Source organism: Rhodococcus sp. NPDC003348 (genome assembly GCF_053589375.1).
Window position 1 is genome coordinate 1 of the sequence record NZ_JBSFRT010000005.1, and the last position, 26760, is coordinate 26760.

A 26760-nucleotide genomic window follows, 5' to 3' on the forward strand; every position below is an offset into this window, starting at 1 on the left:
CCGGACACCGTTGCGGTGTCCGGCCCTCGTCGGTTACGGCGCGGCGCGTGGTTCAGGCGCCGGCGGCTCCGGCGAGGAGCGCGTCCGAGACCGGAGCGCTGGCCTCGAGTGAGCCCGAGTCGAGCAGTCCCGAAGCGGAGGCCGAGTCCGCGGACGCGGTGTCGGACGAGGCGGAGTCCGCCGACGCGGTGTCGGAGGAGCCGGCACCGAGCAGTTCGTCGAACCAGCCTTCGAGTCCGAGATCGGCGGAACCTGAATCGCTGGACGCGGCGGCGAGGGAGCCCGTGCCGAGGAGGCCGCCCAGTGCCAGTGACGCGACCGAACCGCCCATCTTGGCGGAGCCGGAGTTGACGTCGAAGGCGAGCAGCGAGCGCTCGACGCAGCCACCCGCGACGACGGAGATCACGGCGGCCGGGCCGTTGGTGATCGCGAGGATGCGCTTGCTCACGGCACTGACGAAGACGCCGACGTTCTTCACCGTCGCCTCGTCGGTGGCGGTGCCGATCAGTGCACCGAGCCCGCACTCGCGCAGGGCCTTGACCGTGATCTCGCCGGCGGCGGTCTGGATGGCGCCCGCGGCGTCCTCCGCGGTCGCGGCCCGCTCGATGGTGTCGATCACGGTGGACCCGGTGGAGACCTCGGCCGGTTCCGTGACCGGTTCCGCGGTGGCGAATCCGGCGCCGAGGCCGAGCGTCAGTCCGAGAGCACCGATCACGGTCGCAGTACGCTTCATTGTCATCTTTCCCGCCCTGTGAGCCCCGCTGTCGCGAGGGAGGTGAACTGCCGAGAGGCGCCGTTATTACATCGTGACCCGAGGGTGTCCGCAACGCTCAGACCTGCGGATGTGACCGGAACCACCGACCGGACGGTCTGCGAAACTCGATGTTTACGCGGCCTTAACGAGATTCACTAGCATGGCGCAGGAATCGACGGCGGTGAACGCGAAGGGTGTGGGGTGACGGTGGTGCGGCGGCTGGTTCCGGTGGTGCTCGTCGCCGGGTTCCTCGGCTCCGGGAAGACGAGCCTGCTCAACAATCTGCTCCGGGGTGACCACGGGGTGCGGATCGGGGTGATCGTCAACGACTTCGGCTCCGTCAACATCGACGCGATGATGGTCGCCGGGCAGGTGGACTCGACGGTGTCCCTGAGCAACGGCTGCCTGTGCTGTGCGGTCGACGTCGGGGAGATGGACGCGATGCTCGATCGGCTCACCCGGGCGGACATCGACGTCATCGTCGTCGAGGCGAGTGGCCTCGCCGAGCCCCGCAACATGGTGCGGATGATCCTCGGCAGCGAGAACCCGCGCATCGGTTACGGGGGACTGGTCGTCGTGGTCGATGCGGCCGAGTTCGACGACACCCGGCGACGGCACCCCGAACTGGACCTGCACGTGCGGATGGCGGATCTGCTGGTGGTGAACAAGACCGACCTGATCGACGACGTCGCGGCGGATGCCCTGCGAGGCCGGGTCGGCGCACTGAACGACCGCTCGCCGGTGCTGGAGACGACTCACGGCCGGGTGGACCCCCGGTTGCTGTTCGACGAGGTCGTGCGAGTCGACGAGGGACCGCGGCAGATGAGCCTCGACGAACTGCTGGTCGAGGACCAGTGCGGCGACGGGGACCACGAGCATCTGCACGACCAGTACCGCAGTGTCACCTTCACCAGCGCCGCGCCGATCGAGCCGCGGGCGCTGGTGCGGTTCCTCGAGGATCCGCCCGCCGGGCTGTACCGGGTGAAAGGCTTTGTCTACTTCGGGATTCCGGGACACACCCAGCGATACCTGCTGCAGACGGTGGGGCGCCACATCCGGTTCGACCGCGCGCCGTGGCGACGGGGACACGAACGCGGAACCGAGCTGGTGCTGATCGGGTCCGGAATCGACGAAGAGGCCGTGCAGCGCGGTCTCGCGGCCTGCCTGGCGTCGACGCCCGGCGCCGCCGACGCGATGACCGCGGTGCACCGGTACGTGATCGGCGGCTGATCCGGGCATCGGTCCGGAAACTCCGGTCGGGGCAGCGAGTGTGGCGAGGGCCGGGATGGGGTAGTCGACCACTCGCACTCGACGGCCGTCGCGGCCGGACGATGGCAACCGGAGTGGTCGCCGCCACAGGTGACCGCCGTGACGAAGGGGGAGAACGATGCGCACCCGCCTCCGGGCTCGTCCCGACCGCACGCTCGGCTGATCGGACGGCAGTTCCGATGGCCGTCGACCGCGCGCGGGCACTGGCGATGCTGCCGGAACCGTACGCGCTCGCGTTGCGGTTGTCGGACGCCGGTGTCGACGCCCCGGCGATCGCCCGTCGGGTGGGGGTCGACGCGTGGGCCTTCCCGACCTTCATGCGGCTCGCCAGAGCCAAGCTCGCCGCGCTGCTGACCAGTGAGAACGGCGAAGGATCGTGGAGTCGGTGACAGACTGGGCGGTATGATACCGGGCATGTTCAGCGCCTGGCCGCTGACCGGACGCACCGAGGAACTCGGGCTGATCAGCGACACGTTCCACGCTCCAGGTACCCGTGGTGTCGCGATCGCAGGCGCGGCGGGTGTCGGGAAGACCCGCCTGGCGACGGACGCGGCGGCAACGGTGCCCCGGGGGACCCGGGTTCGGTGGTTGCGGGCCACGGCGTCCGCGCGGACCTTGCCGCTCGGAGTGTTCACCGACATCGACATCGTGGGGGACACCCCGCACGGGCGGATCCGTTCGGTCATCGACGCGATCGCCGGCGGGACCGACCGCTCGCCCCCGACGCTGCTGGTCGTCGACGACGCGCATCTGCTGGACGAGCTGTCGGCGCATGTCGTGCACCAGGTCGCGGTGCGGGGCCTGGCGACTGTGGTGCTCACGTTCCGCACCGGTGAGCGCTGTCCCGACGCGATCAGCGCACTGTGGCGGGGACCCCAGCTCGATCGCCTCGAACTGCAGCCACTGTCCGCGATCGAGACGAGGTCGCTGCTCGAGACGGTGCTCGGTGGTCACCTCGACGCCAGCAGCGGACAGGTGATGTGGGAGCTGACCAGAGGCAATCCGCTGTACCTGCGCCAACTCGTCGCCGACGAGTTGAGGACCGGCCGCCTGGCCGAGGTCGAAGGTGTGTGGATCTGGTCCGGTACCCCCGTGGCCACTGCGGGTCTGATCGATCTCATCGATGCTCGAATGGGTCAGCTCGCGCCGCCGGTGGGCACGGTGCTGGACTGCCTGGCCGTCGCCGAACCGCTCGGTGTCGCCGTCCTCAACCGGGTGTGCGGCGCCGAGGCGGTCTGTCGGGCGCAGACCTGCGAGCTGATCACCGTCACCGCCGACCGGAAGACCGCGCGCCTCGCCCATCCGCTGTTCGGTGACGTGCGCCGGGCGCGCGCCGGATCGCTGGCACTGGCGCGGCTGCGTGGACGGATCGCCGTCGTACTCGCGGACGAACCGGGCGGGCCTCGAAACCTGGTACGGCGGGCGACACTGCTCGTCGAGTCGGATCTCGAGCCCGACCGGGTCCTTCTCGAACAGGCCGCGGAGGCGGCGTTCGCGCTGACGGATCCGTTCCTGGCCGAGCGGCTCGTGCGCGCCGCGCTCGGCGGCGGGGCGGGCCGCAGCGCACGGCTCCTGCACTGTTTGGCGCTGGGGACCCTGGAGTACGGTCCTGCCGCGGAAACCGTTGCGGCGCTGCTCTTTCGTTCGGCAGCCGGTCCGGCGGAACGCTGGCAGATCACCGCGCTGAGGGTGGCCAACATGCTGTGGGTGCTCGGCCGCCCCGAGGAAGCCGCTCGTCTGCTGTCGGAGGCGGAATCCGATCTGCCCGACGACGACGCCCGCGTCGGTCACCTGGCGCTGATCGCATCGACGGCCGCGGGTCTCGGTCGCCCGCAGCTGGCGGAGCAGATCGCCCGCGGTGTGCTGAGCAGCCCGCCGCGGTCGGGGCTGTTGACGATGATGGCGGTGTGGGCGCGTGTCATCGCACTCACGGACCTGGGTCGGATCGCGGAGCTGGCGAACGTTGCTCGTGAGGGATACCTTCTCGCCGACCGGGCGTTCGATGCGTCGAACCTGCGGTTCGGACTCGGACTTCTCGAGTCGTTCGGGTTGTCGCTGTCCGGCAGGCACGCCGAGGCGTTCCGGGTCGCCGACGGGTTGCTCGACCACCTGCTCGACCATCCCGGGCACGCCACCGCGATCGTGTCCAGCGCACTCGGCATGGTCAGGCTTCACGCAGGCCGACTGAACGAGGCTGCCGGGCACTTCCGTGAGGCGGTGGCGCGCGCCGAATCGCAAACGGCACCGACCCGGATCGATGGTGCGCGGACCACCAGCGTCCAGGTGCACGGCTTCCTCGGTCTCGCGATGGTCGAGGGGATGCGCGGGCACGCCGCCGCCGCCGGCGACGCGTATCGAACGGTTCCCGGTTTCTGGGGAACCGATTTCGCCACCTGGCGGCCGATGATGGCGCTCGCGCGGGCATGGGTGGCGGCCGCGGGCGGTGAGGTCGGTGCGGCACGAACCATCGTTCGTGACGCCGCCGACGACGCGCGCCGGGCCGGCAGGGTGGCTCAGGAAGTGCTGCTGCTGCAGACCGCGACCCAGTTCGGGGACCCCGGTGGTGACTCGCGGCTGGCGGAACTCGAACGGATCGTGGAGGGGCCACGGGTGGCTCTCGCGGCCGGCTGGGCCGCCGCGTTCGCGCGGCACGATCCGGATGCGCTGACGGACGTGTCCGCGCGCTACGAGTCGGCCGGCGACCTGCTGGCCGCCGCCGACTCGTCCGCACAGGCAGCGGCGCTGTATGCCCGGCGGGGACGACGCGGCTCGGCCCTGACGGCGCTGGCCACCGCCCGCCGTCTCGCCGATGCCTGCGGACGGGCCGACACCCCGGCTCTGCGTGCCGCGGCGCAGCCGGTCCCGCTGACTTCGCGGCAACGCGAGATCGTCACCCTGGTGGCGCGCGGCATGACGAATCGGGAGATCGCCGAGAAACTCACCCTGTCGGTCCGGACGATCGAGGGCCACCTGTACCGCGCGGCGCAGAAGGCCGGTGTCGCCACCCGCGGCGAGCTGGCGTCCGTCCTGCAGGGCACCGAGTCCTCGGCCGGGTGATCGGTCCGCCCCGACAGGGACGGACCGATCACCGGTCATCGTGTCAGGGCCGGGTGGCGCGCCGGCGACGCTGATTGCTGCCGCCGCCCTGATCGGCGCCGCCGGAACGCGGCGTCTCGCTGCTGTAGACGGTGGTCGACCGCTGTCCGGCCGCCCCCTGGCTGCGGCCACCGCCGCCGCCGCGACGGCCGCGCGTGCCGGAAGTGTCCGAGCCACCGCGGTTTCCGGCCGCTGCGCCCTGGCCGCCGCGTCCCCGGCCCTGCGCGCCTCCGCGGCCCTCACCCTGACCGCGACCGGAACCCCGGGTGCCGGCCTCGGTGGTGCCGCGCCGCTGTCCGCCGCCGCGCTGGCCTCCGCTGCGGCGACCGCCGCCCTGACCGGAAGGCTGCGTCGTCGGCTTCGGGGCCGGCACGACGTGCGGCGCGATCTCGCCGACGAGTTCGGTGACGGCGGGGGAGTTGGCGGTCACCTGCTGCGGCGTGACGGTGATCTTGGCCTTGCGCATCAACTGCACGAGATCCTTGCGCTGCTCGGGCAGCACGACGGTGACCACGTCGCCGGCGCTGCCGGCGCGGGCGGTGCGACCCGAACGGTGGAGGTACGCCTTGTGCTCGGCGGGCGGGTCGACGTGCACGACCAGTTCGACGTCATCGACGTGCACACCGCGCGCGGCGACGTCGGTGGCCACGAGCACCCGGGCCTCACCGGACGAGAATGCAGCCAGGTTCCGGTCGCGGGCGTTCTGGGACAGGTTGCCGTGCAGATCCACCGACGGGATACCGGCCTCGGTGAGCTGCTTGGCGAGCTTGCGGGCCTGATGCTTGGTGCGCATGAACAGGATTCGGCGACCGGTACCGGACGCGAGCTTGTGCACGAGATCCTTCTTGTCCGCGGCACCGGAGACGTCGAAGACGTGATGGGTCATCGCGGCGACGGGGGAGTTGGCCTCGTCGACGGAGTGCAGCACCTGGTTGTGCAGGAACTTCTTGACCAGGATGTCGACGCCGTTGTCGAGGGTGGCCGAGAACAGCAGGCGCTGACCGGAATCCGGCGTGGACTTGAGGATCCGGGTCACGCCCGGCAGGAAGCCGAGATCTGCCATGTGGTCGGCCTCGTCGAGCACGGTGATCGAGACGGTGTCGAGGAACACCAGTCGCTGCTTCATCAGGTCCTCGAGGCGTCCCGGGCAGGCGACGACGATGTCGACGCCGGACTCGAGCGCCTTGACCTGACGGTGCTGGGAGACGCCACCGAAGATCGTGGTGACCTTCAGGCCGGCGGCGTCGACGAGTGGCTGCAGGGTGGCGGTGATCTGCGTGGCCAGTTCGCGGGTCGGCGCGAGGATCAGCCCGCGCGGCTGGTTCGGGCGACGCCTGCCGGCGAGATCGCCGGACAGTCGCGTGACCATCGGGATCGAGAACGCGAGGGTCTTGCCGCTGCCCGTCTTGCCGCGGCCGAGCACGTCGCGGCCGGTGAGGGTGTCGGGGAGGGTGTCGACCTGGATGGGGAAGGGGGCGGTGATCCCGTTGGCGGCGAGCGCCGTCACGAGGGGAGCGGGCACGCCGAGTTCGGCGAAGGACGCGGTCATGGGTTGTCGAGTGCCTTTCGGGCATCGGGTTGCACCGCGCAGCACGAAAGAACCCGAAGATCCACGCGCAAGAGCAGCACAAGTGTGGCGAGATTGCCGGTGGGCAAAATCGATCGCCGTAAGAAGAGTTCGTGCTGGGCACGTGAAAACCGTTCCACGACGGCTGGCGCCGTGAAGCTCGCGCCGAGTGGGACCAGCATAGCCGACCGCCCAGGTACGCCGCCGTTGCCCGGGTCACACGGGCGGGAGGCCGGTCTCACGTGGACGTCGGCGCGCGCCGTGACCGCCTCCGGGCCGGGGTGGCCATGGTCGCCGACGAGCCGGTTACAGCCCCACCCACTCGGTGACGCCATCGGCGAAGTGCTGCCGCTTCCAGATCGGCACCTCGGACTTGATCCGCTCGACGAGCAGGGCGCAGGCGGCGAAGGCCTCGGCGCGGTGCGGGGCCGCCACGGCGGCGACCAGCGCGAGGTCCCCGACTGTCAGTGGTCCGACGCGGTGGACGGCGGCGACCGGAAGGCCGGACTCCGCGGACACCTGCTCGCAGCAGCGGCGCAGGAACTTCTCGGCGTCGGGGTGCGCCGAGTACTCGAGCGCGGAAACCGACTGCCCGCCATCGTGGTTGCGCACGACGCCGGTGAACAGGACCACCGCGCCGTGTTCGGGCCCGGCGACCGCGGCGTCCACCGCGGCGGGGTCGATCGGTTCGGCCGAGACGGCCGCCAGCAGGTCACGCATCATGCATCCCTCCACCGGACACCTGCGCCAGCAGGTGATCGAGAATCGGCTCCAGCACGGCGATTCCGTCCCGCACCCCGCCCGGCGAACCGGGGAGGTTCACCACCACGGTCCGGCCGGACAGCCCGACCAGGCCACGGCTCAGCGAGGCGTGCACGGTCTTCTCGGTTCCCTTGCGGCGCATGGCCTCCGCAACCCCGGGCAGTTCGCGGTCGAGGATGGCAGCGGTCGCCTCCGGGGTGCGGTCGGTGGGGGAGGCACCGGTGCCGCCGGTGCTCACGACCAGGGCCGGGCCGCCGGTGAGGGCCTCGGCGAATCCCGCGGCGATGTCGGCGTCCGCGTACACCAGCGGTCCGCGAACCGAGAAGCCCAGACTTTCCAGCCAGGACACCAGCACCGGTCCGGTGGTGTCCTCCCGGGTGCCGGCGGCGCCGCCGGTGGACGCGACCAGGACAACCGCGGACCGCGCTCCGGGGGAGGCGGCCTCCGGTTCCGAGACCTCGGCAACCTGGTCGCGCACCCAGTTGCCGCGCTTGCCGCCGGACTTGGTCAGCAGCCGCACCCCGTTCAGCACCGCCGCGGGGTCGACGGCCTTGACCATGTCGTGCAGCGTCAACCCGGCCACCGCGACCGCGGTCAGCGCCTCCATCTCGACCCCGGTCTGCCCGGTGGTCTTGGCCCGCGCCTCGATGGTGATGGTGGTGTCGGTGAATCCGAACTCGACCTTCACCGACGACAGCGAGATCTGGTGGCAGAGCGGGATCAGTTCGGAGGTCCGCTTCGCCCCGGCGATCCCCGCGATGCGGGCAGTGGCCAGCACGTCGGCCTTGGGCATGTCGTCGGCGCGCACCAGCGCGATCACCTCGGCGGTGGTCTGCAATTCGCCCGCGGCGACCGCGATCCGGGTGGTCACCGCCTTTGCGCCGACGTCGACCATCCGGGCCCGGCCCTCACCGTCGAGGTGAGTCAGGTCTCCGCTCACAGCTCCCACACCCGCACGTCGTCTCCCGCCTGCATCGTCGTCACGTCCTCCGGAATGTCGAGAAGTACATCGGCCCTGGCCAGGGCCGCGACCAGGTGTGAGCCCGGCCCCGACTCCAGTGTCACGCCGTCGGGAACCCGGCGGCCGCGCAGGAACTGCCGTTTGCCCGGAGGCGATTTCACCGGGCCGGTGAGCTTGGCGTGGTCCGCGGGCAGAGGTGCGAGCCCGGCCGCACGGCGCAGTTCCGCCCGGGCGAACACCTCGAACGAGACCAGGGTGCTGACCGGGTTGCCGGGGAAGCTCAGCACCGGGACGCCGTCCACCTCGGTCAGCCCCTGTGGGCCGCCCGGCTGCATCGCCACGTGCCCGAACCAGCCGCCGAGCGGGGTGAGCACCTCGCGCACCACCTCGAAGTCGCCCATCGACACACCGCCCGACGTCAGCACTACGTCCGCGAGTTCGACTGCCCGGCCCAGGATCTCCCGGAACTGGTCCGGACTGTCGGTGCTGCGGTCCACGTACGTCGCGTCGCCGCCGTTCGCGACCACGCTCGCGGCCAGGGCGATCGAGTTCGAGTCGTGGATCTGACCCGGTCTCAGCGGGGTTCCCGCCGGGACCAGCTCGGCACCCGTCGCGATCACCGCGAACCGCGGGCGCCTGCGCACCGGTACCTCCGCCAGACCCACGGCGGCGAGCATGGCCAGGTGCCGGGCGGTCAGTTCCACATCGGCGGAGAGCAACAGGTCGCCGGTGCGGACGTCGCTGCCGCGGTCGCGGACGAACTCACCGGCACGACGGGGCACCAGGATGCAGACCCGGTCGCCGTCGGCGTCGGTGTCCTCGACCGGGACCACGCAGTCGGCGCCGTCGGGGAGCGGGGCTCCGGTCATGATCTTCACCGCGGTACCGGGCGCGAGCCGGTCCACCCCCGGATCGCCGGCCGCGACCGTCGCCGCGATCGGCAGCGTCACCGGGGTCTCCCGAACCGACTGCGCGGCGACCGCGAAGCCGTCCATCTGCGAGTTCCGGAACAGCGGCAGGTCGATCGGCGCGTGGAGATCGACGCCGAGCACCCGCCCGAGCGCGTCGGGCACCGGAACGTGTTCGGTGGCGGATGTCAGGGCGCGGTCGAGCAGAAGTCGCACCCGGTGTGCGTGCTCGTCCACGGATCTGCTGGTCATGGCCCTCCCTGCGGCTCGGCGACCAATCCTAAGCATGCCCGCACCGGGTGCATTGTGGCGACCAGTGGTCATACTGGTGACGTGACAGAGGTGACGACCCGATGACTGCGACCGCCAGGCCGGTTGAGATCGGGTTGCCGCGCGTGCGAACCGGGTCGGACAGCACGGACCGACCGGACATTCCGGAACCGGTGGACCGGTTCGGCCGCGTCGCCCGCGACCTGCGCGTGTCCATCACCGAGAAGTGCTCGTTGCGCTGCACGTACTGCATGCCCGCGGAGGGGCTGCCGGTGATCCCGCAGAGCCGGTTGCTCTCGGCCGACGAGATCGTGCGTCTCGTCCGGATCGCGGTCCGCGATCTGGGGGTGCGGGAGGTGCGGTTCACCGGCGGCGAGCCGCTGATGCGCCGCGACCTCGAGGACATCATCGGCGGCTGCGCCCGCGCCGTGCCGGGCACGCCGCTGTCGATGACCACCAACGCCGTCGGACTGGAGCATCGGGCGGCGGCGCTCGCCGACGCCGGGCTGACCCGGGTCAACATCTCCCTAGACACCGTCGACCGTGCCCACTTCGCGGAACTGACCCGCCGTGACCGGTTGCCCTCGGTGCTGGCGGGGATCCGGGCCGCGGCCCGCGCCGGGCTGACGCCGCTGAAGATCAACGCGGTGCTGATGCCCGAAACGCTCGGCGGTGCAGCCGATCTGCTGCAGTGGTGTCTGGACGAGGGTGCGCATCTGCGGTTCATCGAGGAGATGCCGCTCGATGCCGACCACGCGTGGGCGCGGTCGGCGATGGTGGATGCGCGGCACCTGCTGGACGTGCTCGGCGAGCGGTTCGACCTCACCGAGGCCGGGCGCGAGGACCCGTCCGCGCCGGCGGAGGAGTGGCTCGTCGACGGCGGGCCCGCGACGGTCGGCATCATCGCCTCGGTCACCCGCAACTTCTGCGCCGACTGTGACCGCACCCGGCTCACCGCCGAGGGCACCGTGCGGTCGTGTCTGTTCAGCGACACCGAGATCGACCTGCGGGACGCCATGCGGTCCGGGGCGACCGACGAAGAACTCGCCGGGTTGTGGCGCGGCGCGATGTGGAACAAATGGGCCGGGCACGGCATCAACGCGGCGGGCTTCGAGCCGCCGAAACGGAGCATGGGGGCGATCGGTGGCTGAATCAACAGCTGTTGCGACAGGTGTGTCGACGGTGACGGTGCGGTACTTCGCGGCGGCCGCGGACGCCGCGGGATGTGCGCAGGAGGAGCTTCCGCTCGCCGCCGACGCGACCCTCGGCCACCTGCGGGCCGCGCTCGTCGACCGGCACGGTGCGGCGATGGAACGGGTGCTGGGTGTGGCGGCGTTCCTTCAGGGCGACGAGCTGACCCGCGACCTCGACATCCCGGCGGCCGCGCAGGTCGACGTGTTGCCGCCGTTCGCGGGCGGCTAGTTCTCGGCCAGCCAGCGCTCGAAAGTGACGGTGCCGTAACGGTTCTCGGGTGTCAGGTTGCGGCCCTCCCGGAGGAAGCGGCCGGGCGCGCCCGGGATCGGCAACCCCAGCACCACCGCACGTGAGCCGGTGATCCGCTTCCAGGTTCTCGCCAGCTCCCGCATCGACGACACCTCGGGGCCGCCGACCTCGACCCGGTCGGCGGGCGTCTCGGTGAGCGCGGCGTCGGCGAGCGCACGCCCGACCTCGGCGGGTGCGATCGGCTGGAATCGTGCCCCGCGCACCGCGGGCAGCACCCCGAACCGCGCGGTGGTCGCGAACACCGCGCGCAGCAGGGTGTGGAACTGGGTGCAGCGCACGATCGTGGTGTCCAGCCCGGACGCCGCGTGGATCCGTTCCTGTTCGGCCAGCGCCGCGTAGTAGGAGAACTTCAGCTGGTCGACGCCGACGATGGAGAGCAGCACCACGCGCCGCACCCCGGCGTCCCGGGCCGCGGCGGTCAGGGTGCGGGCGCCGTCCGTGAAGATCGGCCGGGTGGCCTTGGTGCGTCCGTCGACGGCGCTGACGACGACGTCGACCCCGGTCAGTGCCTCGGCCAGGCCTTCGCCGGTCATCAGGTCGCCGGGTGTGTGCGTCGCGCCGGCCGGCAGGTCGGCCGGCGCGTGGCGGCTGAGCACCCGCACGGTGTGGCCACGGGCAGCGAGCTCCGCGACCGCCGCGGATCCCGCGGTCCCGGTGCCGCCCGCGACCAGCACGGTGCTCACAGTGCTACTTCCACCAGTCGTCGAGCGGGGAGACGGGAACGTTCCGCTTGTGACGGGTGTTCAGGTACATGGTCTCGAGCTTCTGAGCCACGCGGGGGGTTACGTCGTGGCCCTCGAGGTAGTCGTCGATCTCGCTGTAGCGCAGGCCGAGTGCCTCCTCGTCCGGCAGCGCAGGCCGGTCGTCCTCGAGATCCGCGGTGGGGATCTTGCGCCAGCTGGTCTCCGGGGCGCCGAGGTGCTGCAGCAGCGCCGCGCCCTGCCGCTTCGACAGGCCGGTGAGCGGGGTGACGTCGACGCCGCCGTCGCCGTACTTGGTGAAGAATCCGGTGATCGCCTCGGCGGCGTGGTCGGTGCCTACGACGAGGTGGCCGAGTTCGCCGGCGATCGCGTACTGGATGACCATCCGTTCGCGGGCCTTGACGTTGCCGCGCACGTAGTCGCGCAGCTCGCCGATGTGTCCGAGTACCTCGACGAGACCGGCGGCGCTCTCCGCGGCGGCAGCGTCCGCGCTCGGCTTGATGTTCACGGCGATCGAGCGGTCCGGCTGGATGAACTTCAGCGCGATCTGCGCGTCGTGCTCGTCGGCCTGTACCCCGTACGGCAGTCGGACGGCGACGAATTCGGCGTCGTGGCCTTCGGCGCGCAACTCCTCGGCGGCGAGCTGGCACAGCCGGCCGGCCAGGGTGCTGTCCTGGCCGCCGCTGATGCCGAGGACGAAGCCCTTCGCGGGTGTCGATCGCAGGTACGCCTTGAGGAAATCGACCCGCTCCCGCACCTCGGCGGCGGGGTCGATCGTCGGCTTCGCGCCGAGCTCCTCCAGGATTCGAGCACGCAGTGTGGCCATGCGGTGACTCTAGTAAAGGGGCCGCCGCTGTGCGCAAGTAAGGGCCCGCCCTTGTGCGCAAGTAAGGGCCCGCCCTTGTGCGAAGGCTACTGTTCCCCGGGTGATCGATCTCCCAGTCCTCGTCGTCTCCGCCACCCTCGCCGAGGCCGCCCACGTCCCGTCCCGGTTCGAGGTGCTCGTCACCGGCATCGGGAAGGTGGACGCGGCGATCGCGGTCACCGAGGCGCTCGCTCTGCACTCGGCCGGCGCCCGGCCGACGGTCGTCAACATCGGCACCGCGGGCGCGCTGCACGGACACCACGCCGGACTCTACGTGCCGTCCGAGGTCCTCAACCACGACCTCAGCGCCGAGGTGCTGCGGTCGCTGGGCTATCCGGCGCAGGAACGGATTTCGCTGGAGAACGGGGACGGGTCGGTGCTCGCAACCGGGGACGTGTTCGTGTCCGACCCGGTGCTGCGCGACGAGTTGTCGCAGCGCGCCGACCTGGTCGACATGGAGGGCTTCGCGGTCGCGGCCGCCTGCACCCGGATGGGCGCGCCGTGCCGGCTCGTCAAGCACGTCAGCGACCAGGCCGACGAGTCGGCGATGGACTGGCCGGCTCGGGTGGACGCCAGCGCCCGGATCCTCGGCGCCTGGCTCGCCGACCACTACTGAGTCGGCGAGCCGGCGCGGCTACCGGGCGTGCAGGCCGAGTCCGTGGCCGTTGGTGTTCATCAGACGCATCCGGTCCGAGTCGATCGTCACGGTGGTGGTGCCGTCGAGCGCGGTGAGGACGGCCTGCTCGACCTCCATGACCTCCGGGGGACACATCATGCGGGTGGTGCCCAGCGGACCGAACGTCACGGTGTCACCGGCGACCTGCGCGCTGCCCGTCATCGCATTGCATCCGGTCGACCCGGTGACGGTGCCGTCCTCCGCGATCTGCAGTATCGGCGAGGACTCCTCGATCGCCCGCGACGACGTGATCGCCGTCGGGCTGATCGTCGAGTCGACGACCCACGTGGTGCCGGTCAGCGGCCGGTCCGGCTGCGCGACCTTCTTGTCGAGCAGGGTCACCGCCGACGCGTCGGTGCGCAGGTGCAGGGTGTCACCGTCGACGTCCCACTCCGGGCTCGCGGCGAAGAAGTCCGCCAGCCACGCGTCGGAGGCGCCGCGCTCGCCGACGCAGGCCATCATCGTGGTGGCAAGCGGGCCGGTGGTGATCCGGCCGCCCGAGAAGTCGGCGGTCCCGGTGGCGCGGTTGCAGCCCGCGGTCCCGGCCAGCCGGTCCGGTGCCGCGAACGACACGGTCAGGGGTCCGCCACCGGGAATCTGGGTGCCCACGACCGTGGTCGAGACGAACGTGCGGCCGAGCAATTCGGCCTGCGGCGACGCCGGGGACGCGGAACTGGAGTTCGAGCAGGCGGAGAGGGCGGCGGCGGCCAGCGCCACGAGGCCCACGGTTCGAAGGGTGCGCATGACCTGCAGGGTAGTGACCGGGTCCGCCGATTCGGCTCAGGTCGACGTAACCCGGCGCGCCAGGTCCTCCCAGGCGTCGGCGATGCGGTCGATCGACATGCCCAGGTCGCGGATCAGGTGCAGGACCAACGAGGCTTCGAGCGGCGCGAGCAGGCTGTGCGCCAGCAGTGGCACGTCGCCTGCTGTTCCCGCCTGGCGGAGCAGGGTGGCCACATGCGTCAGGCTCACGTGCCGGGCCGGTCCCCCGAAGCGCAGTTCGGGGGAGGTTTCGACGGCGCGCAACACGTCGCCCTGGACCTCGACAATGGACAGACGGGCCCGGCCGAAGGCGATGAGCCGGTCGAGGGGGTCCGCGCCGGGGCCGAGCGGCGGGGGACCGAACATGAACGCCTGCTGGAGTTCTGTCTCGGTGTGGTCGAGCAGGGCGTGCATCAGCCCGGACCGGCTGCCGAAGCGGCGGAACACTGTGCCCTTCCCCACACCGGCCCGGGCGGCGACGGCGTCCATGGTGACGGCGTCGGCACCGCGTTCGGCGACGAGCAATGCGGCCGCGTCCAGCAACAACGCCCGGTTGCGGGCGGCGTCACAGCGCTCTGCCTCGTGCGGCTGCGCCATCGGGACGGGAGTGGATTGCACGTGGCGATGCTACCCCGCCGGGAATACAACCGGACCGTGGTCCGGTTAAGGTTGGCGTGCTGGATCGAACCAGCCCACGAACCCAGCCCGACGTATCCCTGTGAAGGATTTGCCCCCATGTCTCAGACCCGTGTTCTCGCCCTCGTCGGCAGCCTCCGCGCCGCGTCCGTCAACCGCCAACTCGCCGAGACCGCCGTCAAGGGTGCCCCCGAGGGTGCCGAGGTGACGATCTACGAGGGCCTGGGCGACGTGCCGTTCTACAACGAGGACCTCGACGCCGCCGGCGCCCCCGCCGCCGTCGAGGCGCTGCGCGCCGCTGCCGGTGAGGCCGACGCCCTGCTGCTCGTCACCCCGGAGTACAACGGCACCATCCCGGCCGTGCTGAAGAACGCCATCGACTGGATCTCCCGCCCCTACGGCGCCGGTGCCGTCAAGGACAAGCCGGTCGCCGTCATCAGTGCCTCGCCGTCCGGCAACGCCGCGCAGTGGGCCCACGAGGACACCCGCAAGGCCGTCAAGATCGCCGGCGGCTCCGTCCTGGAGGACGCCTCCATCTCCATCGGTGGAACCATCGACAAGTTCGGTGACAAGCACCCCAGCGAGAACGCCGAGGTCGCCGGACAGGTCGCCGCCGTCGTCTCCGGCCTCGTCGCGGCCGCAGGCGAACTCGTCAACGCCTGACACCCGTCTGTCACCCGGGCCCGGGCGGTGCGTGTTGCACCGCCCGGGCCCGGGTGCATCCGGGGGTCAGTTCTGCAGGCCCGCGACGAACGAGGTGATGTTGTCGCGGACGCGCTGCACCTTCTCGTCGAGCGTCAGGGTCTCGCGGTACCGGTTGCCGGCCGAGGGCCGCCGCTTGTTCCGCGCGTACAGCGAGCACGCGAGGTCGGTGCACATGTAGATGCCGATGGTGTTGCCCCGCCGGCCGGACTCGCCTGCCTTCTGCGCGGTCATCAGCGAGACGCCGCCACCGGTGTGCGTGGTCTTGCAGATCGCGCACATCTGGGCCTTGCCGGTTCCGCCGGTTTCGTAGCGGAACGCGACCCCGTCCAGCTCGTCGTCCCGGGGGACCACGATGTAACAGCGCCCCCGCAGGGTCGGGTCGCTCCAGCCGAGAAAATCCAGGTCCTCCCAGGGACGTCCGGCGAGATCCTTCGGTACGGACAGGCGCTTGGCGTCGCCCTTCGAGCAGTTGACGAACGACGCCCGGATGTCGGCCTCGGTGACGGGCAGCATGACGGAAAACGGTTCCTTCGATCGAACGGGTGCAGTCCCCACCGACGCTACGACTGCGGGCGGGGACGGGCAACGGGTTTTCGCGTCCGCGGCCGAGGGCGGACCGAGCGACCGGTGTCAGCGGCGCGTGCCAGTGGCCCACAGCTAGGACCGTCTCCTGATCGAAACCTGGTCGCGATTGGAAACACGCCGAGTTGGCAGATCTCGGGTGGGAAAATGGGAAGGCTGAACTGGGGTGTTTCGCCGCTCCGCGGGGTGGCGCAGCCCGTTTGACGTATGTCGCTGTTGTCGTCAGTGGAGAGGTCAAGACAGTGACCGGCACCGATTTCGACAATTCCCGCCCCAGCCGCCACCCGGAGTTTTCGGCAGGGATCGCTCGGCTCCCGTACTCCTGCCCCGAGGTCGGGAGCACGATCGTGAACCGGGGCGGTCGCGATGAGTGACACACGGGTTCCTTCGGACGTTCCTCCGGAGTCGGCCACCACCGGTGGCAGGCCGCCCGCCGCGGCGTGGATTTCCTGGATCGCCCTGGCCCTGATGACCACCAGCTCGGTTGCCAGCCTGCGGCCGTCGCCGACCATGGCGGTGTACGGGCTCGCCTGCGTGTTCCTGTACGTGATTCCCGCGATCGTCTTCCTGCTGCCGACGTCGCTGGTCTCGGCCGAACTGGCGTCGGGTTGGAGCGGCGGCGTCTACAACTGGGTCGCCCTCGGAATTTCCAAGCCCATGGGCTTTCTGGCGGTGTGGTGCCAGTTCGCGATGACCATCTTCTACTACCCGAGCCTGCTCGGATACGTCGCGAGCACCCTCGCCTATGTCATCAACCCGAGTCTGGCGAGCAACGGCGTGTGGACCGCGTTGGTCATCATGGTTGCCTACTGGGCGGGTGTGTTCATCTCTTCCCGCGGTACCCAGGGCGTCGCCGGGCTGGCCAGCGGTGGGCTGATCATCGGAACCCTCGTCCCCGGGGCCCTTCTGGTCGTCCTCGGCATCGTCTTCCTCGGACAGGGCAACCCGTCGGCGGCCCCGATGACCGCCGACAACCTCCTGCCCGCCTGGGCGGGAATCGCCAGCCTGGTCCTGATCGTGAACAATTTCCTGTCGTACTCCGGGATGGAGATGAACGCGGTGCACGTCTCGTCGCTGCGAAACCCGGCCAAACAGTTTCCCCGGGCGATGTTCTTCGCGATGGCGCTGGTGCTGCTGATATTCATCCTGCCCGCACTCGCCATCAGCTGGGTGGTCCCGGCCGAGCAGCTGTCCCTGACCGCCGGCGTGATGCAGGCGTTCGACGCGGTGTTCGCCCAATTCGGTTGGCAGTGGCTCACTCCGGTGATCGGGGTCATGCTGGTGACGGCCTCCCTCGGAGGCATGCTCACCTGGCTGGCCGGCCCGTCGAAGGGTCTGCTGCTCATCTCCAGGCAGGAGGGCTACCTTCCGCCGTTCCTCCAGCGAGTCAACAAGCGGGGGGTGCAACAGAACATCCTCGTCACGCAGGGACTTGTCACCACGGTGATCGCGCTGCTGTACGCGTTCATCCCCGACGTGTCGAGCGCGTACTGGATCTTCTCGGTGATCACCACCCAGGTGTACCTGATCATGTACCTGCTGATGTTCGTCGCCGCCGTCCGTCTGCGCCGCAAGTTCCCCGACCACCCGCGCGGGTACCGGGCGCCGATGCTCGTCGGGCTCTGCGGCGTCGGGTTCGCGGCATCGCTGGCCGCCCTGCTCATCGGATTCGTCCCACCCTCGCAGTTCGGTGGCGGCAACGCGGGGGTGTACTTCCTGATTGTCGCCGCAGGCGCCCTGGGTCTAGGCCTGCTGGTGCCGTTCCTGTTCTACCGCCTGCGCAAACCCTCCTGGAGGCAAGCCGAGTCGCCGGAAGGGAGCCCGTCATGACCACCGGCACCAACTCCTCGCCACCCCGAGAGCGAGTCGCGCTCTACATTTCGGTCGGCCTCATCTTCCTCGTGGGGCTCGTGGTCGCCCTGCTGGCGTACGGCGCCTCCGAGTCGTCACCGCAGGCGGAGGAGAAGGCCGACCAGCTCACCGCCGAACTGCAGGCGGCGGGCCTGACGGCACCTTCACACGAGCAGATTGTGCGGGTTCTCGGAGACGACGGTGGTGCGGTGTGTGACCACCCGAACGAATCGCTTTCTCGTGCCAACCTGGCGGCACAGCTCGCCAACGGTTCGGGCGGGCCGGGAACCCGGCCGATCATTGCCGACAGTCGGCTGCTGCAGGGGCAACTCCTGGTGATCAAAACCTATTGTCCGGACGAGCTCGCGGACTTCCAGCACTACGTCGACGATCTGAAGACCGCACGCGTGGCGGCGAAGTAGGACCCGCGTCGCGACGCCCGAGTCGACCCGTGTGGTGCGGTCATGCGCGGCGGGCGCGTACTCGGCTCCAGCTCAACTCGAGGACGACGGCCAATGCCAGGATGGCCAGCATCCCGGCGAACGTCCCCGGAGCGGTCCGCAGGGTTTGCACCGCGAACACGGCGAGCACGATGGCGGTCAACACGATGCCGGCGACGAGGACCGAGGTGCGGGCCCGGATCTCCTTCCTCAGCCGAAACGCGCCGATCGAGGTCACCAGGAAAATCGCCAAGGCGACAACGCTGCCGAGCGAGGCGATCGCGGTGAGGTCGACGAACAGGGCGAGGAGCAGGATCAGTGTGGCCGAGATGGTCAGCCCACCGGTGCCACCGATTCTGGCGCGCCTGCCGAACACCGGTGGGAACGAGCCGGATTCCGCCAGCTTCGCGGTCGAACCGACAGCCGCGTAGAGGTTCGCGTTCGCGGACGACGAGGTGGCCAGCAGCGCCGCGAACGCCATGATCGCGAAGCCGGCGTCCCCGAGTGTCGGCTTGGCGGCAACGGCAAGGGCGGTGTCGCCGTTGGCGATCACCTCGTCCACCGTCAGCGTGCCGAAGACCCCGACCGAGATCAGGATGTAGAGGGCAATGGTGATGCCCAGCGCCAGGTACATCGCGCGCGGAAGGTTGCGGCTCGGATCCGGGAGGTCCCCGCCGGTGAAGCTGACCACGGTGAAGCCGAGATAGGCGAAGAACGTCAGCGCCACGCTCGAGATGATGTCGACCACCGGGGGATAGGTCGAGCGCGCGAGCAGATCGGGCTCGATCTGCGCCAGGGTGACGACGACGAAGACCGCGAACACGGTCAGGAGTACCACCACGATCGCGGTCTGGACCCGATCGATCAGCGTCGTGCCGACGATGTTGACCGCCGCCACGGCCACAACCACGGCGCCGGTGAGAATCCTGCTCCACACCGGCGAGTCGTCGAAGAACAGCGCGGCACCGTAACTGCCGAACGACACGGCGACCATGGCGGTGACGATGACGGCCGCGAAGTAGAGCAACCACGACGCGATGGCGGTGGTGTGCCCGCGGCCGTATGCCTGGAGCAGGAACGTCACGATGCCACCGCGGGACGGATACCGCGAACCGAGCTTCGCCACCGCATAGCCCTGCAGTGTGGCCACGATCCCCGCGACGAGGAACGAGACCCACACCGCCGAACCGGCCACGGCGCCGGCCTCGCCGAGGAGCGCGAAGATGCCGGCCCCGACCATCGAACCGACGCCGAGGAACGCGGCGCCTCGCACCGTCATCGCCTTCGTCGATTCACCGCTCCCGTGGTCGGCGGCGCGATGGGCCCCGCCGTCACTTCCGCCGGGCGCGCCGGGGACCGTGCTGTCCATGTCTTTCATGGTCCTCGTTCTCGATCGTCGCGGGGCGGTTTCGGTGTCGAGATTCAGCGGTGTCGAGATTCAGCAAGGACGAGCCGTATTCGGCGACGGAAGGATTGGTACCGAGGGTCCGCGGCAGGCCGGCGGGCTCAGACGGCCTGCGCCGTCGGTGGGAGTGACACCGTGCCGGTGACGGGCACGGCAGTCATCGGTCTGGGCGGCGGATCCGACGTCGGCGCCACCACAATCGATGCCATCACCACGGGCGGCCCGGTCTCGAACTCGCGGCGGGCCGCCTTCTCGACGAGGAGCGGAATGAAGTCACGAATCCTGCTGTCGGTGAATCGTGCGTGAATGCGGCGCACGACGGCCTCGACGTCCGCAGGTCTGAAGGACGGGTGCCGGGTGATCAGGCGCTCGATGACGTGGTCGATCTGCTTTGCCTCGTCATCACCCATTGTCTGATGGTCGGCGCGTGGAGTGACCGGGTCAAGGCACGAGATGGCAACAGAGAAGTCACATCTGAGCGTTTCTCCAGGGCCCGCGCCGAAGCGGGGGATCCGTGCCCGGCGTCAGGTGAGCGTGACCCGCATCATCTCTGTCCGTGCCACGACCCGGTCTCGTTCGCCGGCGAGCGCGAGCCTGCGTTCGTCGTTCATGTATCCGTTCAGCGCCGCCTGGGATGCGAACGTGAACAGCTGGATCTCGAGCGGTTGGTCGTCGGTGCCGTCGGTCCGGGCGCGCTGCAGCACCCGGCCGCTGTGCTCGGCGACGAGTTCGAGCACCCGATCCTCGTAGGCGACGAGCCCCTCCTCCTCGCCGGGACGGGCCCACAGCAGCACGCACAGTGAAATGGTCACCGCCGCAGCGTAACCCCCGCCGCGGTACGCGCGGCACACGCGCAGCAGCGCGAAGAGGGTTCCTGTGTCCGCTGCCAACCCAAAGAGCGTTCGAACACCGGCAGCGTGATCTCGGTGCGGGTCGACGAGGAAAGCGTCGACCCGCACCGGTTGTCCCTTCCCATGTGGCGCAGGTCGTGAAGTCGAGGTCGCCAGGTGGCCCCGCTACGATTGCTGGCGAGAACTGGCCGTCGCTCGGTCACACACCGTCGGCCAGGAAGGGCAATGCTGTGCTGCATCTGCGCGTCATTTCGCCGAGCGGCCGCTCGGCAGAAGTCCTGCGCACGCTGGCCGCCGAACCCGGCGTCACACATGTGACGCTCGCGCTCTCTGCCGCTATCGACCCGCCCGGCGATGTGATCGAGGCGGATGTGGCGCGTGCCTGCGCGAATGATGTACTTGCGGCGTTGGCCGCTGTGGATCTGGTACGGACGGGCGGTATCTCGTTGGAGCCGGCGGGGACCATGCTTTCCCGCGCCGGGGAGCGGGCGGAAGCTGCGGCTCCTACACGCCGCGACGAAGCCGTGGTGTGGGCCCAGTTGCTCGGTCAGGTGCGCGAGGGGGCCCGACTGACGCCCACATTCCTGGTCTTTCTATCGATCGCATTCCTGTTGTCGGCGGTAGGTGTGGCGACGGCCTCTCCGCTTACGCTGGTTGGCGCGATGGTGGTTGGGCCCGAGTTCCGACCGCTGGCGGCGCTTTCGGTTGGTCTGGTTCGCAGAGACATCGGGCTCATACGGAGTTCGGCACGCACCCTGGCCATTTCGTTTCCGGTCGCGATGGTGGTCACGGCGCTGGCCACACTGCTGTGGATTCGTCTCGGCTGGATCGGGACCGGTGATGTCGAGAACGCCCGCGTCTTCGACTTCATCTACGAGGTGGGGCCATTCTCACTAGTGGTGGCGCTGCTGGCGGGGGCGGCAGGCATGCTCGCATTGGTCACCTACGCCTCCAATGTTCTGGTGGGCGTGTTCATCTCGGTAACGACAGTGCCAGCTGCGGGATTGGCCGTCGTCGCGGTGTTCGCGGGGAAATGGAATGTCGTGCTGAGCTCGCTCGGGCAACTTGGTGTCAATCTGATCGGCATCGTGCTCGCTGGGGTGGCTGTGCTGCTGGTGTTGCAACGTGCCGGTCGCACAGGCGGGTCGGTCATATTCCGGAAGCGCCGTCCGCCCCATCCCCGGCGTGGACGAGCACAAGAGCCAGAACTAGGCGGATTGGGATAAGACTGTGGCTGGTCTGTCGCTCTGGTCGTCCCTCATGGTGCGCCATGTCGTTTGAGGCATCGCATCGCCTCACGGGAGGTCTTGCCTTCGGCCATCTTCCGTTGGTGGTGGGCATATCCGTCGCTGCTCGGTGTCCTGGCCTGGGTGACGGCGACGATGTGAATCGCCGAGTTCAGTGTGCGGTTCCCGGATCGGGACAGTCGGTGGCGCTGCTTGTCGGTGAGCTTGGTGCCGCTGGCGGCGAGTTCGGTCTTGATGCGGGTGGTGATGTCGTCGATCTGGAACCGGGCCCGGCGCAGGTCGCCGACGATGTCGAGGGCGACGTTCTTGCGCATCGCATCCGCCGTGGTCGCGGGCAGAAACGCCCTGAGCCGAGCGGCGGCGTCCTCGGTGTCGAAGGTGCGCTCCATCCCGCCCGGGAACAGCTCACGCAGCAGGGCATGGAGCTGGTTGACGAGCCGGCCGTTCTGTCTGACCAGGTCGACCCGGCGTTCGTCGAGAATCCGCAGAACATCGGTGTGGCACTCCGGGGCGACCGGCCGGAAATCACCCTGACTGAACGCCACACACGCCGCCGCGGCGGCTGGGGGTACCTCCCACGAAGTGGGGGACGATGCGATCGTTCTTGCGCCGGCCACCACGCGAAAGCTCCCGGACCCGGGCGGTCGTGGTCGACGGGATGTCGACCACGGCCTCACCGCGGCTGATCAGCCACCGGGTGAGGTGACCGAGTCCGGATGCATACTCCACGGCCCAGATCCGGTCCGGCCAGGCCTTGGACCAGGTGATGATCTGGGCGTAGTCGTCGAAAGACGATCGAATCCGCACCGATCCGAACTCCTGGTTGGTGGCCGGGTCGACCGCTGTGGCGGTGTGGGTGGACTTTGTGCGGGTCGATACCGATCACGATCACCGTGGAGGGCGCCTTCCGTGCAGGTGGACGGGGTTATCGGTGTTCCGACTTCCGGCCGCCCGGGAAGGGTGGCGTTCCTGTGTTGAGCCAGGCAGCGAACGGAGACCGAGGGGAGGACGGAACCGTCTTGGAGCCAACCCTCCGGCCGGACGAGTGGCAGGAATCCACCGAGCCATCCCCACGGTCACCCACGGCACGCTACGACCCGTCGGTTCGGACACGACGCCGCTCCGACATACAAGTCGGAGGCCCTCCGTCCGGCATGGGCGTGGGGCGCCCGATCGGACCGGACCCGCGGACGGTCGCGTCCCGGTCTCGACGATTCATCGCAGGGGCAGGGTCATGAAGGTGCTGTTCGGGTCATCGGAATAGTCGCCGAACGGCGGGCACTCGACGAATCCGGCGGCGGCGTAGAGGCGGCGGGCGGGCTCGAAGAAGTCCATCGTTCCGGTCTCGAGCGAGATCCTGGCGACGCCTCGCTCCCTGGCGTCCGTGATCAGGTGTCCGAGGAGCAGGCGCGCGATTCCCCGGCCACGCAGTTCGGGTGCGGTCCGCATGCTCTTGAGCTCCTCGTGGCCCGCGCCGAGCCGGGCGAGAGCGCCGGTGGCGGCGACCCTGCCGCGGTGTCGGACGACCCAGAGCCGGATGGACGGATGCCTGAGTTCGGTCGGATCCAGTGCGTGTTGGCTCGACGCCGGTGCGGTGGGAGCGATGTCGTCCAGGTGAGCTTGCAGAAAGACCGCGAGGCTCTCGTCGTCGAAGTCTGCCCGTTCGATCAGGGGTTCCACCCGTGAATCATCTCGCGGCGCGCATCGTCGGTTCGACGCGGTGCCTGCGGCGGACGATCGGAACCCGGCGCGGCATCCGGGCTACGCGCGTTGTCGGGAGTTCTCGGCGGGCGCCTGCGCGATGACGACGGTTGCGCCCGAGTCGGCGCAGTGCGTCACCCGTGGGGTGAGACCGGCCTGTGCGCACGCGGCGGCGGTCAGGTCGGCCTGATGCTCACTGGTCTCGATCAGGAGGTGCCCGCCCGGTGCCAGCCATTCCGGTGCGCCCGCGGCCACCCGTCGGTGGATCTCGACGCCGTCGACGCCGCCGTCGAGGGCGGTGTGCGGTTCGTGTAGCCGCGCCTCCGGGGGCATCGTCGCGATGGCGTCGGACGGCACATAGGGTGCGTTCACGGCCAGCAGGTCGACGCGCCCGCGCAGGCTCGTCGGCAACGCCTCGTACAGGTCCCCGTGGTGCACCGCGGCGGGTGCGATGTTGCGCTGCGTGCACCGCACCGCGGCGGGATCGATGTCGCTGGCGTGCAGGATGATCGGCCTGGAGGTCGATGCGAGCGCCGCGGCCACCGCCCCCGACCCGCAGCACAGGTCCACTACCACGGAACCGGTGGGAGCCAGCAGGGGGGCGGCCTCGCGCACCAGGAACTCGGTGCGACGACGAGGTACGAAGACGCCCGGTTCGAGCACGATCCGCAGGCCGTAGAACTCGGCCCAGCCGAGGATCTGCTCGAGCGGCCGCCCCGACACACGGTCGTCGACCATCGCCGTCAGGTGCTCGCTGTCGCGCGCGGCGTCGAACAGCAGGCGTGCCTCGTCCTCGGGGAACACGCACCCCGCGGCGCGCAGGGTCGCGACGACATCGGCCGGGGTGGGGGACTGGGGTGTCGTGGGCGGGCCTCACTGTCACTCGACTGGGGACTCTCTTGCGGGCGCCCATCATCGTGGACCACGCGCGGGCGGTTCGCATCCGGATTTCCCTGTCGGCTGCCGGCGCGGATCCATCGGTGACCTGAGCTTCCCCGGGGCGCGGACGCCGACGGTGATCGCCACGCAGCACGCTCGGGTGCCGGTCGGGCGGGTGGGCGCACCGACGGGTGGATGAAATGCCGCTGGTCGCGGCGTTGCTATAAAGGTGTCCATGTCACGACCCGCAGCAAAGGAAGCACACGAGGACGCGCCGCCGTCGATGGCGAACTCCGCGCTGCTCCGTGAACTCCCCGCCACCGAGCGTGGTCTGCGCACCCGGTCGGCCCTGATCGCCGCCGCGCGCACCGTGTTCGAGCGGGCGGGCTACCTCGACACCCGGCTGATCGACATCACCAAGGAAGCGAAGTGCTCGGCCGGCTCCTTCTACACCTACTTCTCCAGCAAGGAGGAGATCTTCGCGGCGGTGCTGGAGCTGGCGCAAGAGGACATGATGCACCCCGGCATGCCGCACGTCGCTGCCGACGACGACCCGGCCGCGATCATCGAGGCGAGCAACCGCGCGTACTTCGAGGCGTACAGGCGCAATGCCAAACTGATGGCACTGCTCGAGCAGGTCGCCAGCATCGACCCGGAGTTCCGGAAGCTGCGGCAACGGCGAGCGGATGCCTTCGTGTTCCGCAACGCCCGCAGCATCGAGGCCCTGCAGAAGCGAGGAATGGCGGACGCGGAACTGGATCCGTTGCTCGCCTCGCGTGCGCTGTCCGGGATGATCAGCCGCCTCGCGTTCGGGTACTTCGTGACCGGCGATTCGATGAGCGAGGGCCGGAAGGTCGACCTCGGCGAGCTCACCGCCACCGCGACCCGGCTGTGGGTCAATGCCCTGCGCATCCCCACCGAGGACCGGGCCTCGTAGCGAGAAAGCGGGTCGCGCAGGCGCTCTCGCCTGAGGAGCTCACTCGGACACCGCCTCGAGTCCGCCGCGTGGGTTCCGATCGATACGGCGACGGTCATCGCCCACGCGGGCTCCGGGCCCCGGTCTACGAACTCGCTGCGTTGTGGAAGACCGCGGCGAGAAGGTCGATGTCGACGACGATGGTGCAGGCGCCGTTCGGTGGGTGGGTCGCGGCGAACGTCGCGATTGTGTTCGCATCGAGTTCGAACGCGTCCAGGGTGCCATGGGTGCCGACGGCGACGACCAGCATCGTGTCCCAGGCGGGGCCCTCGCCCCATTCCGTGACCGCCAGGTACAGGGAGGTTGCCTCGGGTGCGATGTGCAGTGCCTCGGATGCGAGTGCGACCGTGGCGGCGTCGACCGTTGTCATCGTCAAGTCCGTTCGGGCGCAGGGACAATGGTGAGATCGATCAGTGCTGGGAACTTCGTGTCGCGACTGTCCGGAGAGCAAGGCCGGATCGTCTCTCGATCTTTGAGGGGAAGGCTACCCAGGGTCGGGCAGCCCAGCCTGTGAAACTGGAAAACAACCGGGCGCCCGGTATGGAAAAGGTGTGGCGGGCGGGCATCCGGAACGGCCGGGCTCCATCGGGGTCTCGAGAGCTTCATCCGGCCGCATGCCCGATGGCGGCGTCGATGCGGAGTTGGTCAGGAACTCAAGTCAAACTTGACGTCGGTTTCATGTATAACCAGGGGGTGGAGACGACTGCACCCGAAGGGGATCGCGGCGACCGTCCGGGGTCGGCGCCGCAGCTGCGGGAACCGCCCGCCACCCGGCGCGGTGCCCGGACGCGGGCCGCGCTCGTCGCCGCCGCGCGGGCCGTGTTCGAGCGGGACGGCTACCTGGACGCCCGGTTGACGGACATCACGAAGGAGGCGGGCTGCGCGACCGGCACCTTCTACACCTACTTCTCCGGCAGGGAGGAGATCTTCGCCGCAGTGCTCGACGAGGCGCGGCAGGACATGATGCACCCGGGTATGGGGCGGGTTCGTGACACCGACGATCCCTACGCGGTGCTCGAGGCGAGTAACCGGGCGTATCTCACGGCATACCGGCGCAACGCCAGGCTGATGGGTCTGATGGAGCAGGTCGCGCACGTCGATCCCGGGTTCCGGCGGTTCCGGACCGACCGCGCCGAGGCGTTCATCGCCCGCAACGCGCGTGGCATCGCGGATCTGCAGGAGCGTTCGATCGCCGATCCCGGGATCGACCCGATGACGGCCTCCCGAGCGCTGTCCGGGATGGTGAGCCGGCTGGCGTACGAGGTGTTCGTGTCGGGGGAGGCCGCAGACGGTGGGGCGTACGACCTCGAGGCGTTGGTGTTCACCGTCACGAGACTGTGGGCGAACGCCCTGCGGTTCCCCGGCCGCGACTGAGCTCGAGGCGCGGCCGGGG

30 protein-coding genes are annotated in these 26760 nt (G+C 69.8%); 12 read left to right on the forward strand and 18 right to left on the reverse strand.

Annotation, left to right across the window (positions count from 1 at the left end; genetic code table 11):
• Positions 1-52: 52 nt before the first annotated feature.
• Positions 53-733 carry a hypothetical protein gene (locus ACWDU4_RS04485; RefSeq protein WP_450112655.1) on the reverse strand — a complete coding sequence of 227 codons (681 nt, stop codon included), beginning with the start codon at positions 731-733 and terminating at the stop codon, positions 53-55.
• Positions 734-961: 228 nt separating this feature from the next.
• Here ACWDU4_RS04485 and ACWDU4_RS04490 point away from each other — a divergent pair, with 228 nt between their 5' ends.
• The 3 genes from ACWDU4_RS04490 (at position 962) to ACWDU4_RS04500 (ending at position 5080) form a co-directional block, all read left to right on the forward strand.
• Positions 962-1984, forward strand: a complete 1023-nt coding sequence (locus ACWDU4_RS04490) for a CobW family GTP-binding protein (protein WP_450112851.1) — start codon at positions 962-964, stop codon at positions 1982-1984.
• 218 nt (positions 1985-2202) lie between these two features.
• Positions 2203-2412, forward strand: a complete 210-nt coding sequence (locus tag ACWDU4_RS04495) for a hypothetical protein (RefSeq protein ID WP_450112656.1) — start codon at positions 2203-2205, stop codon at positions 2410-2412.
• A gap of 25 nt (positions 2413-2437) precedes the next feature.
• Entirely contained in the window at positions 2438-5080 is a 2643-nt protein-coding gene (locus tag ACWDU4_RS04500; RefSeq protein ID WP_450112657.1) for a LuxR C-terminal-related transcriptional regulator, read from the forward strand.
• A 43-nt stretch (positions 5081-5123) separates the two neighbouring features.
• Here ACWDU4_RS04500 and ACWDU4_RS04505 read toward each other — a convergent pair whose 3' ends face one another.
• The 4 genes from ACWDU4_RS04505 to ACWDU4_RS04520 all read right to left on the reverse strand — a co-directional run bounded on the left by ACWDU4_RS04505 (position 5124) and on the right by ACWDU4_RS04520 (position 9569).
• The gene (locus tag ACWDU4_RS04505) at positions 5124-6668 is read right to left on the reverse strand and encodes a DEAD/DEAH box helicase (protein WP_450112658.1); all 1545 of its coding nucleotides are present in this window, start codon (positions 6666-6668) and stop codon (positions 5124-5126) included.
• 324 nt (positions 6669-6992) lie between these two features.
• Positions 6993-7406 carry a molybdenum cofactor biosynthesis protein MoaE gene (locus ACWDU4_RS04510; RefSeq protein WP_450112852.1) on the reverse strand — a complete coding sequence of 138 codons (414 nt, stop codon included), beginning with the start codon at positions 7404-7406 and terminating at the stop codon, positions 6993-6995.
• A complete protein-coding gene (moaCB, locus tag ACWDU4_RS04515; RefSeq protein WP_450112853.1) occupies positions 7399-8343 on the reverse strand; it encodes a bifunctional molybdenum cofactor biosynthesis protein MoaC/MoaB in 945 nt (314 codons plus the stop codon). The genes ACWDU4_RS04510 and moaCB overlap by 8 nt, the downstream gene beginning before the upstream one ends.
• 41 nt (positions 8344-8384) lie before the next feature.
• A complete protein-coding gene (locus ACWDU4_RS04520; RefSeq protein ID WP_450112659.1) occupies positions 8385-9569 on the reverse strand; it encodes a molybdopterin molybdotransferase MoeA in 1185 nt (394 codons plus the stop codon).
• A gap of 101 nt (positions 9570-9670) precedes the next feature.
• On the opposite strand from ACWDU4_RS04520, the gene moaA reads away from it, so the two are divergent.
• Together moaA and ACWDU4_RS04530 are read left to right on the forward strand one after the other, a co-directional pair.
• Positions 9671-10738: a GTP 3',8-cyclase MoaA gene (gene moaA / locus ACWDU4_RS04525; protein WP_450112660.1), complete on the forward strand. Its 1068-nt coding sequence runs from the start codon at positions 9671-9673 to the stop codon at positions 10736-10738.
• Between the two features lie 31 nt (positions 10739-10769).
• Complete coding sequence (locus tag ACWDU4_RS04530; protein WP_450112661.1) at positions 10770-11009, forward strand: MoaD/ThiS family protein; 240 nt, start codon at positions 10770-10772, stop codon at positions 11007-11009.
• Here ACWDU4_RS04530 and ACWDU4_RS04535 read toward each other — a convergent pair.
• Positions 11006-11773, reverse strand: a complete 768-nt coding sequence (locus ACWDU4_RS04535) for an SDR family oxidoreductase (protein WP_450112662.1) — start codon at positions 11771-11773, stop codon at positions 11006-11008. The two genes, ACWDU4_RS04530 and ACWDU4_RS04535, sit on opposite strands and share 4 nt — an antisense overlap.
• A gap of 4 nt (positions 11774-11777) precedes the next feature.
• On the reverse strand, positions 11778-12617 hold the full coding sequence (gene nadE, locus ACWDU4_RS04540; RefSeq protein ID WP_450112663.1) for an ammonia-dependent NAD(+) synthetase: 840 nt from the start codon (positions 12615-12617) through the stop codon (positions 11778-11780).
• Positions 12618-12717: 100 nt separating this feature from the next.
• Here nadE and ACWDU4_RS04545 point away from each other — a divergent pair, with 100 nt between their 5' ends.
• On the forward strand, positions 12718-13272 hold the full coding sequence (locus ACWDU4_RS04545; RefSeq protein WP_450112664.1) for a nucleosidase: 555 nt from the start codon (positions 12718-12720) through the stop codon (positions 13270-13272).
• 18 nt (positions 13273-13290) lie between these two features.
• On the opposite strand, the gene ACWDU4_RS04550 is transcribed toward ACWDU4_RS04545, so the two are convergent.
• Complete coding sequence (locus ACWDU4_RS04550) at positions 13291-14076, reverse strand: META domain-containing protein (protein WP_450112665.1); 786 nt, start codon at positions 14074-14076, stop codon at positions 13291-13293.
• A 36-nt stretch (positions 14077-14112) separates the two neighbouring features.
• On the reverse strand, positions 14113-14691 hold the full coding sequence (locus ACWDU4_RS04555; protein WP_450112854.1) for a TetR/AcrR family transcriptional regulator: 579 nt from the start codon (positions 14689-14691) through the stop codon (positions 14113-14115).
• Between the two features lie 138 nt (positions 14692-14829).
• Here ACWDU4_RS04555 and ACWDU4_RS04560 point away from each other — a divergent pair, with 138 nt between their 5' ends.
• A complete protein-coding gene (locus tag ACWDU4_RS04560) occupies positions 14830-15393 on the forward strand; it encodes an NAD(P)H-dependent oxidoreductase (protein ID WP_450112666.1) in 564 nt (187 codons plus the stop codon).
• Positions 15394-15459: 66 nt separating this feature from the next.
• Here the strand turns inward: ACWDU4_RS04560 and ACWDU4_RS04565 are convergent, their stop codons facing one another.
• Entirely contained in the window at positions 15460-15948 is a 489-nt protein-coding gene (locus tag ACWDU4_RS04565; protein WP_450112667.1) for an FBP domain-containing protein, read from the reverse strand.
• Positions 15949-16383: 435 nt separating this feature from the next.
• On the opposite strand from ACWDU4_RS04565, the gene ACWDU4_RS04570 reads away from it, so the two are divergent.
• Complete coding sequence (locus tag ACWDU4_RS04570; RefSeq protein WP_450112668.1) at positions 16384-17847, forward strand: APC family permease; 1464 nt, start codon at positions 16384-16386, stop codon at positions 17845-17847.
• Entirely contained in the window at positions 17844-18290 is a 447-nt protein-coding gene (locus ACWDU4_RS04575; protein ID WP_450112669.1) for a hypothetical protein, read from the forward strand. Before ACWDU4_RS04570 ends, ACWDU4_RS04575 begins: the two co-directional genes overlap by 4 nt.
• Positions 18291-18330: 40 nt before the next feature.
• Here ACWDU4_RS04575 and ACWDU4_RS04580 read toward each other — a convergent pair whose 3' ends face one another.
• From ACWDU4_RS04580 to ACWDU4_RS04590, 3 genes are all read right to left on the reverse strand, one after another.
• The gene (locus ACWDU4_RS04580; protein ID WP_450112670.1) at positions 18331-19677 is read right to left on the reverse strand and encodes an APC family permease; all 1347 of its coding nucleotides are present in this window, start codon (positions 19675-19677) and stop codon (positions 18331-18333) included.
• Between the two features lie 137 nt (positions 19678-19814).
• Positions 19815-20123, reverse strand: coding sequence for a three-helix bundle dimerization domain-containing protein (locus ACWDU4_RS04585; RefSeq protein WP_450112671.1), 309 nt, complete (start codon positions 20121-20123; stop codon positions 19815-19817).
• A gap of 114 nt (positions 20124-20237) precedes the next feature.
• A complete protein-coding gene (locus ACWDU4_RS04590) occupies positions 20238-20525 on the reverse strand; it encodes a hypothetical protein (protein WP_450112672.1) in 288 nt (95 codons plus the stop codon).
• A gap of 269 nt (positions 20526-20794) precedes the next feature.
• On the opposite strand from ACWDU4_RS04590, the gene ACWDU4_RS04595 reads away from it, so the two are divergent.
• Positions 20795-21790 (forward strand): DUF389 domain-containing protein, encoded by a 996-nt coding sequence (locus ACWDU4_RS04595; protein ID WP_450112673.1) that lies wholly within the window; start codon positions 20795-20797, stop codon positions 21788-21790.
• Positions 21791-21822: 32 nt separating this feature from the next.
• Here ACWDU4_RS04595 and ACWDU4_RS04600 read toward each other — a convergent pair whose 3' ends face one another.
• From ACWDU4_RS04600 to ACWDU4_RS04615, 4 genes are all read right to left on the reverse strand, one after another.
• A complete protein-coding gene (locus ACWDU4_RS04600; RefSeq protein WP_450112674.1) occupies positions 21823-22356 on the reverse strand; it encodes a hypothetical protein in 534 nt (177 codons plus the stop codon).
• Positions 22337-22618, reverse strand: coding sequence for a hypothetical protein (locus tag ACWDU4_RS04605; RefSeq protein WP_450112675.1), 282 nt, complete (start codon positions 22616-22618; stop codon positions 22337-22339). Before ACWDU4_RS04605 ends, ACWDU4_RS04600 begins: the two co-directional genes overlap by 20 nt.
• Before the next feature lie 408 nt (positions 22619-23026).
• On the reverse strand, positions 23027-23491 hold the full coding sequence (locus ACWDU4_RS04610) for a GNAT family N-acetyltransferase (RefSeq protein ID WP_450112676.1): 465 nt from the start codon (positions 23489-23491) through the stop codon (positions 23027-23029).
• 81 nt (positions 23492-23572) lie between these two features.
• On the reverse strand, positions 23573-24334 hold the full coding sequence (locus ACWDU4_RS04615; protein ID WP_450112855.1) for a putative protein N(5)-glutamine methyltransferase: 762 nt from the start codon (positions 24332-24334) through the stop codon (positions 23573-23575).
• A 292-nt stretch (positions 24335-24626) separates the two neighbouring features.
• Here ACWDU4_RS04615 and ACWDU4_RS04620 point away from each other — a divergent pair, with 292 nt between their 5' ends.
• Positions 24627-25328 carry a TetR/AcrR family transcriptional regulator gene (locus ACWDU4_RS04620; protein WP_450112677.1) on the forward strand — a complete coding sequence of 234 codons (702 nt, stop codon included), beginning with the start codon at positions 24627-24629 and terminating at the stop codon, positions 25326-25328.
• 124 nt (positions 25329-25452) lie between these two features.
• On the opposite strand, the gene ACWDU4_RS04625 is transcribed toward ACWDU4_RS04620, so the two are convergent.
• The gene (locus ACWDU4_RS04625; protein WP_450112678.1) at positions 25453-25737 is read right to left on the reverse strand and encodes a hypothetical protein; all 285 of its coding nucleotides are present in this window, start codon (positions 25735-25737) and stop codon (positions 25453-25455) included.
• Positions 25738-26060: 323 nt separating this feature from the next.
• On the opposite strand from ACWDU4_RS04625, the gene ACWDU4_RS04630 reads away from it, so the two are divergent.
• Complete coding sequence (locus tag ACWDU4_RS04630; RefSeq protein ID WP_450112679.1) at positions 26061-26741, forward strand: TetR/AcrR family transcriptional regulator; 681 nt, start codon at positions 26061-26063, stop codon at positions 26739-26741.
• Positions 26742-26760: the final 19 nt, after the last annotated feature.

Excerpts from the sequence above, each read along its gene's own strand:
- ACWDU4_RS04485 (WP_450112655.1), bottom strand. The coding sequence starts at position 733 with ATGAAGCGTACTGCGACCGTGATCGGTGCTCTCGGACTGACGCTCGGC.
- ACWDU4_RS04495 (WP_450112656.1), top strand. The coding sequence starts at position 2,203 with ATGGCCGTCGACCGCGCGCGGGCACTGGCGATGCTGCCGGAACCGTAC.
- ACWDU4_RS04500 (WP_450112657.1), top strand. The coding sequence starts at position 2,438 with ATGTTCAGCGCCTGGCCGCTGACCGGACGCACCGAGGAACTCGGGCTG.
- ACWDU4_RS04505 (WP_450112658.1), bottom strand. The coding sequence starts at position 6,668 with ATGACCGCGTCCTTCGCCGAACTCGGCGTGCCCGCTCCCCTCGTGACG.
- ACWDU4_RS04510 (WP_450112852.1), bottom strand. The coding sequence starts at position 7,406 with ATGCGTGACCTGCTGGCGGCCGTCTCGGCCGAACCGATCGACCCCGCC.
- moaCB (WP_450112853.1), bottom strand. The coding sequence starts at position 8,343 with ATGGTCGACGTCGGCGCAAAGGCGGTGACCACCCGGATCGCGGTCGCC.
- ACWDU4_RS04520 (WP_450112659.1), bottom strand. The coding sequence starts at position 9,569 with ATGACCAGCAGATCCGTGGACGAGCACGCACACCGGGTGCGACTTCTG.
- moaA (WP_450112660.1), top strand. The coding sequence starts at position 9,671 with ATGACTGCGACCGCCAGGCCGGTTGAGATCGGGTTGCCGCGCGTGCGA.
- nadE (WP_450112663.1), bottom strand. The coding sequence starts at position 12,617 with ATGGCCACACTGCGTGCTCGAATCCTGGAGGAGCTCGGCGCGAAGCCG.
- ACWDU4_RS04550 (WP_450112665.1), bottom strand. The coding sequence starts at position 14,076 with ATGCGCACCCTTCGAACCGTGGGCCTCGTGGCGCTGGCCGCCGCCGCC.
- ACWDU4_RS04555 (WP_450112854.1), bottom strand. The coding sequence starts at position 14,691 with ATGGCGCAGCCGCACGAGGCAGAGCGCTGTGACGCCGCCCGCAACCGG.
- ACWDU4_RS04560 (WP_450112666.1), top strand. The coding sequence starts at position 14,830 with ATGTCTCAGACCCGTGTTCTCGCCCTCGTCGGCAGCCTCCGCGCCGCG.
- ACWDU4_RS04565 (WP_450112667.1), bottom strand. The coding sequence starts at position 15,948 with ATGCTGCCCGTCACCGAGGCCGACATCCGGGCGTCGTTCGTCAACTGC.
- ACWDU4_RS04570 (WP_450112668.1), top strand. The coding sequence starts at position 16,384 with ATGAGTGACACACGGGTTCCTTCGGACGTTCCTCCGGAGTCGGCCACC.
- ACWDU4_RS04575 (WP_450112669.1), top strand. The coding sequence starts at position 17,844 with ATGACCACCGGCACCAACTCCTCGCCACCCCGAGAGCGAGTCGCGCTC.
- ACWDU4_RS04580 (WP_450112670.1), bottom strand. The coding sequence starts at position 19,677 with ATGGACAGCACGGTCCCCGGCGCGCCCGGCGGAAGTGACGGCGGGGCC.
- ACWDU4_RS04585 (WP_450112671.1), bottom strand. The coding sequence starts at position 20,123 with ATGGGTGATGACGAGGCAAAGCAGATCGACCACGTCATCGAGCGCCTG.
- ACWDU4_RS04620 (WP_450112677.1), top strand. The coding sequence starts at position 24,627 with ATGTCACGACCCGCAGCAAAGGAAGCACACGAGGACGCGCCGCCGTCG.
- ACWDU4_RS04625 (WP_450112678.1), bottom strand. The coding sequence starts at position 25,737 with ATGACAACGGTCGACGCCGCCACGGTCGCACTCGCATCCGAGGCACTG.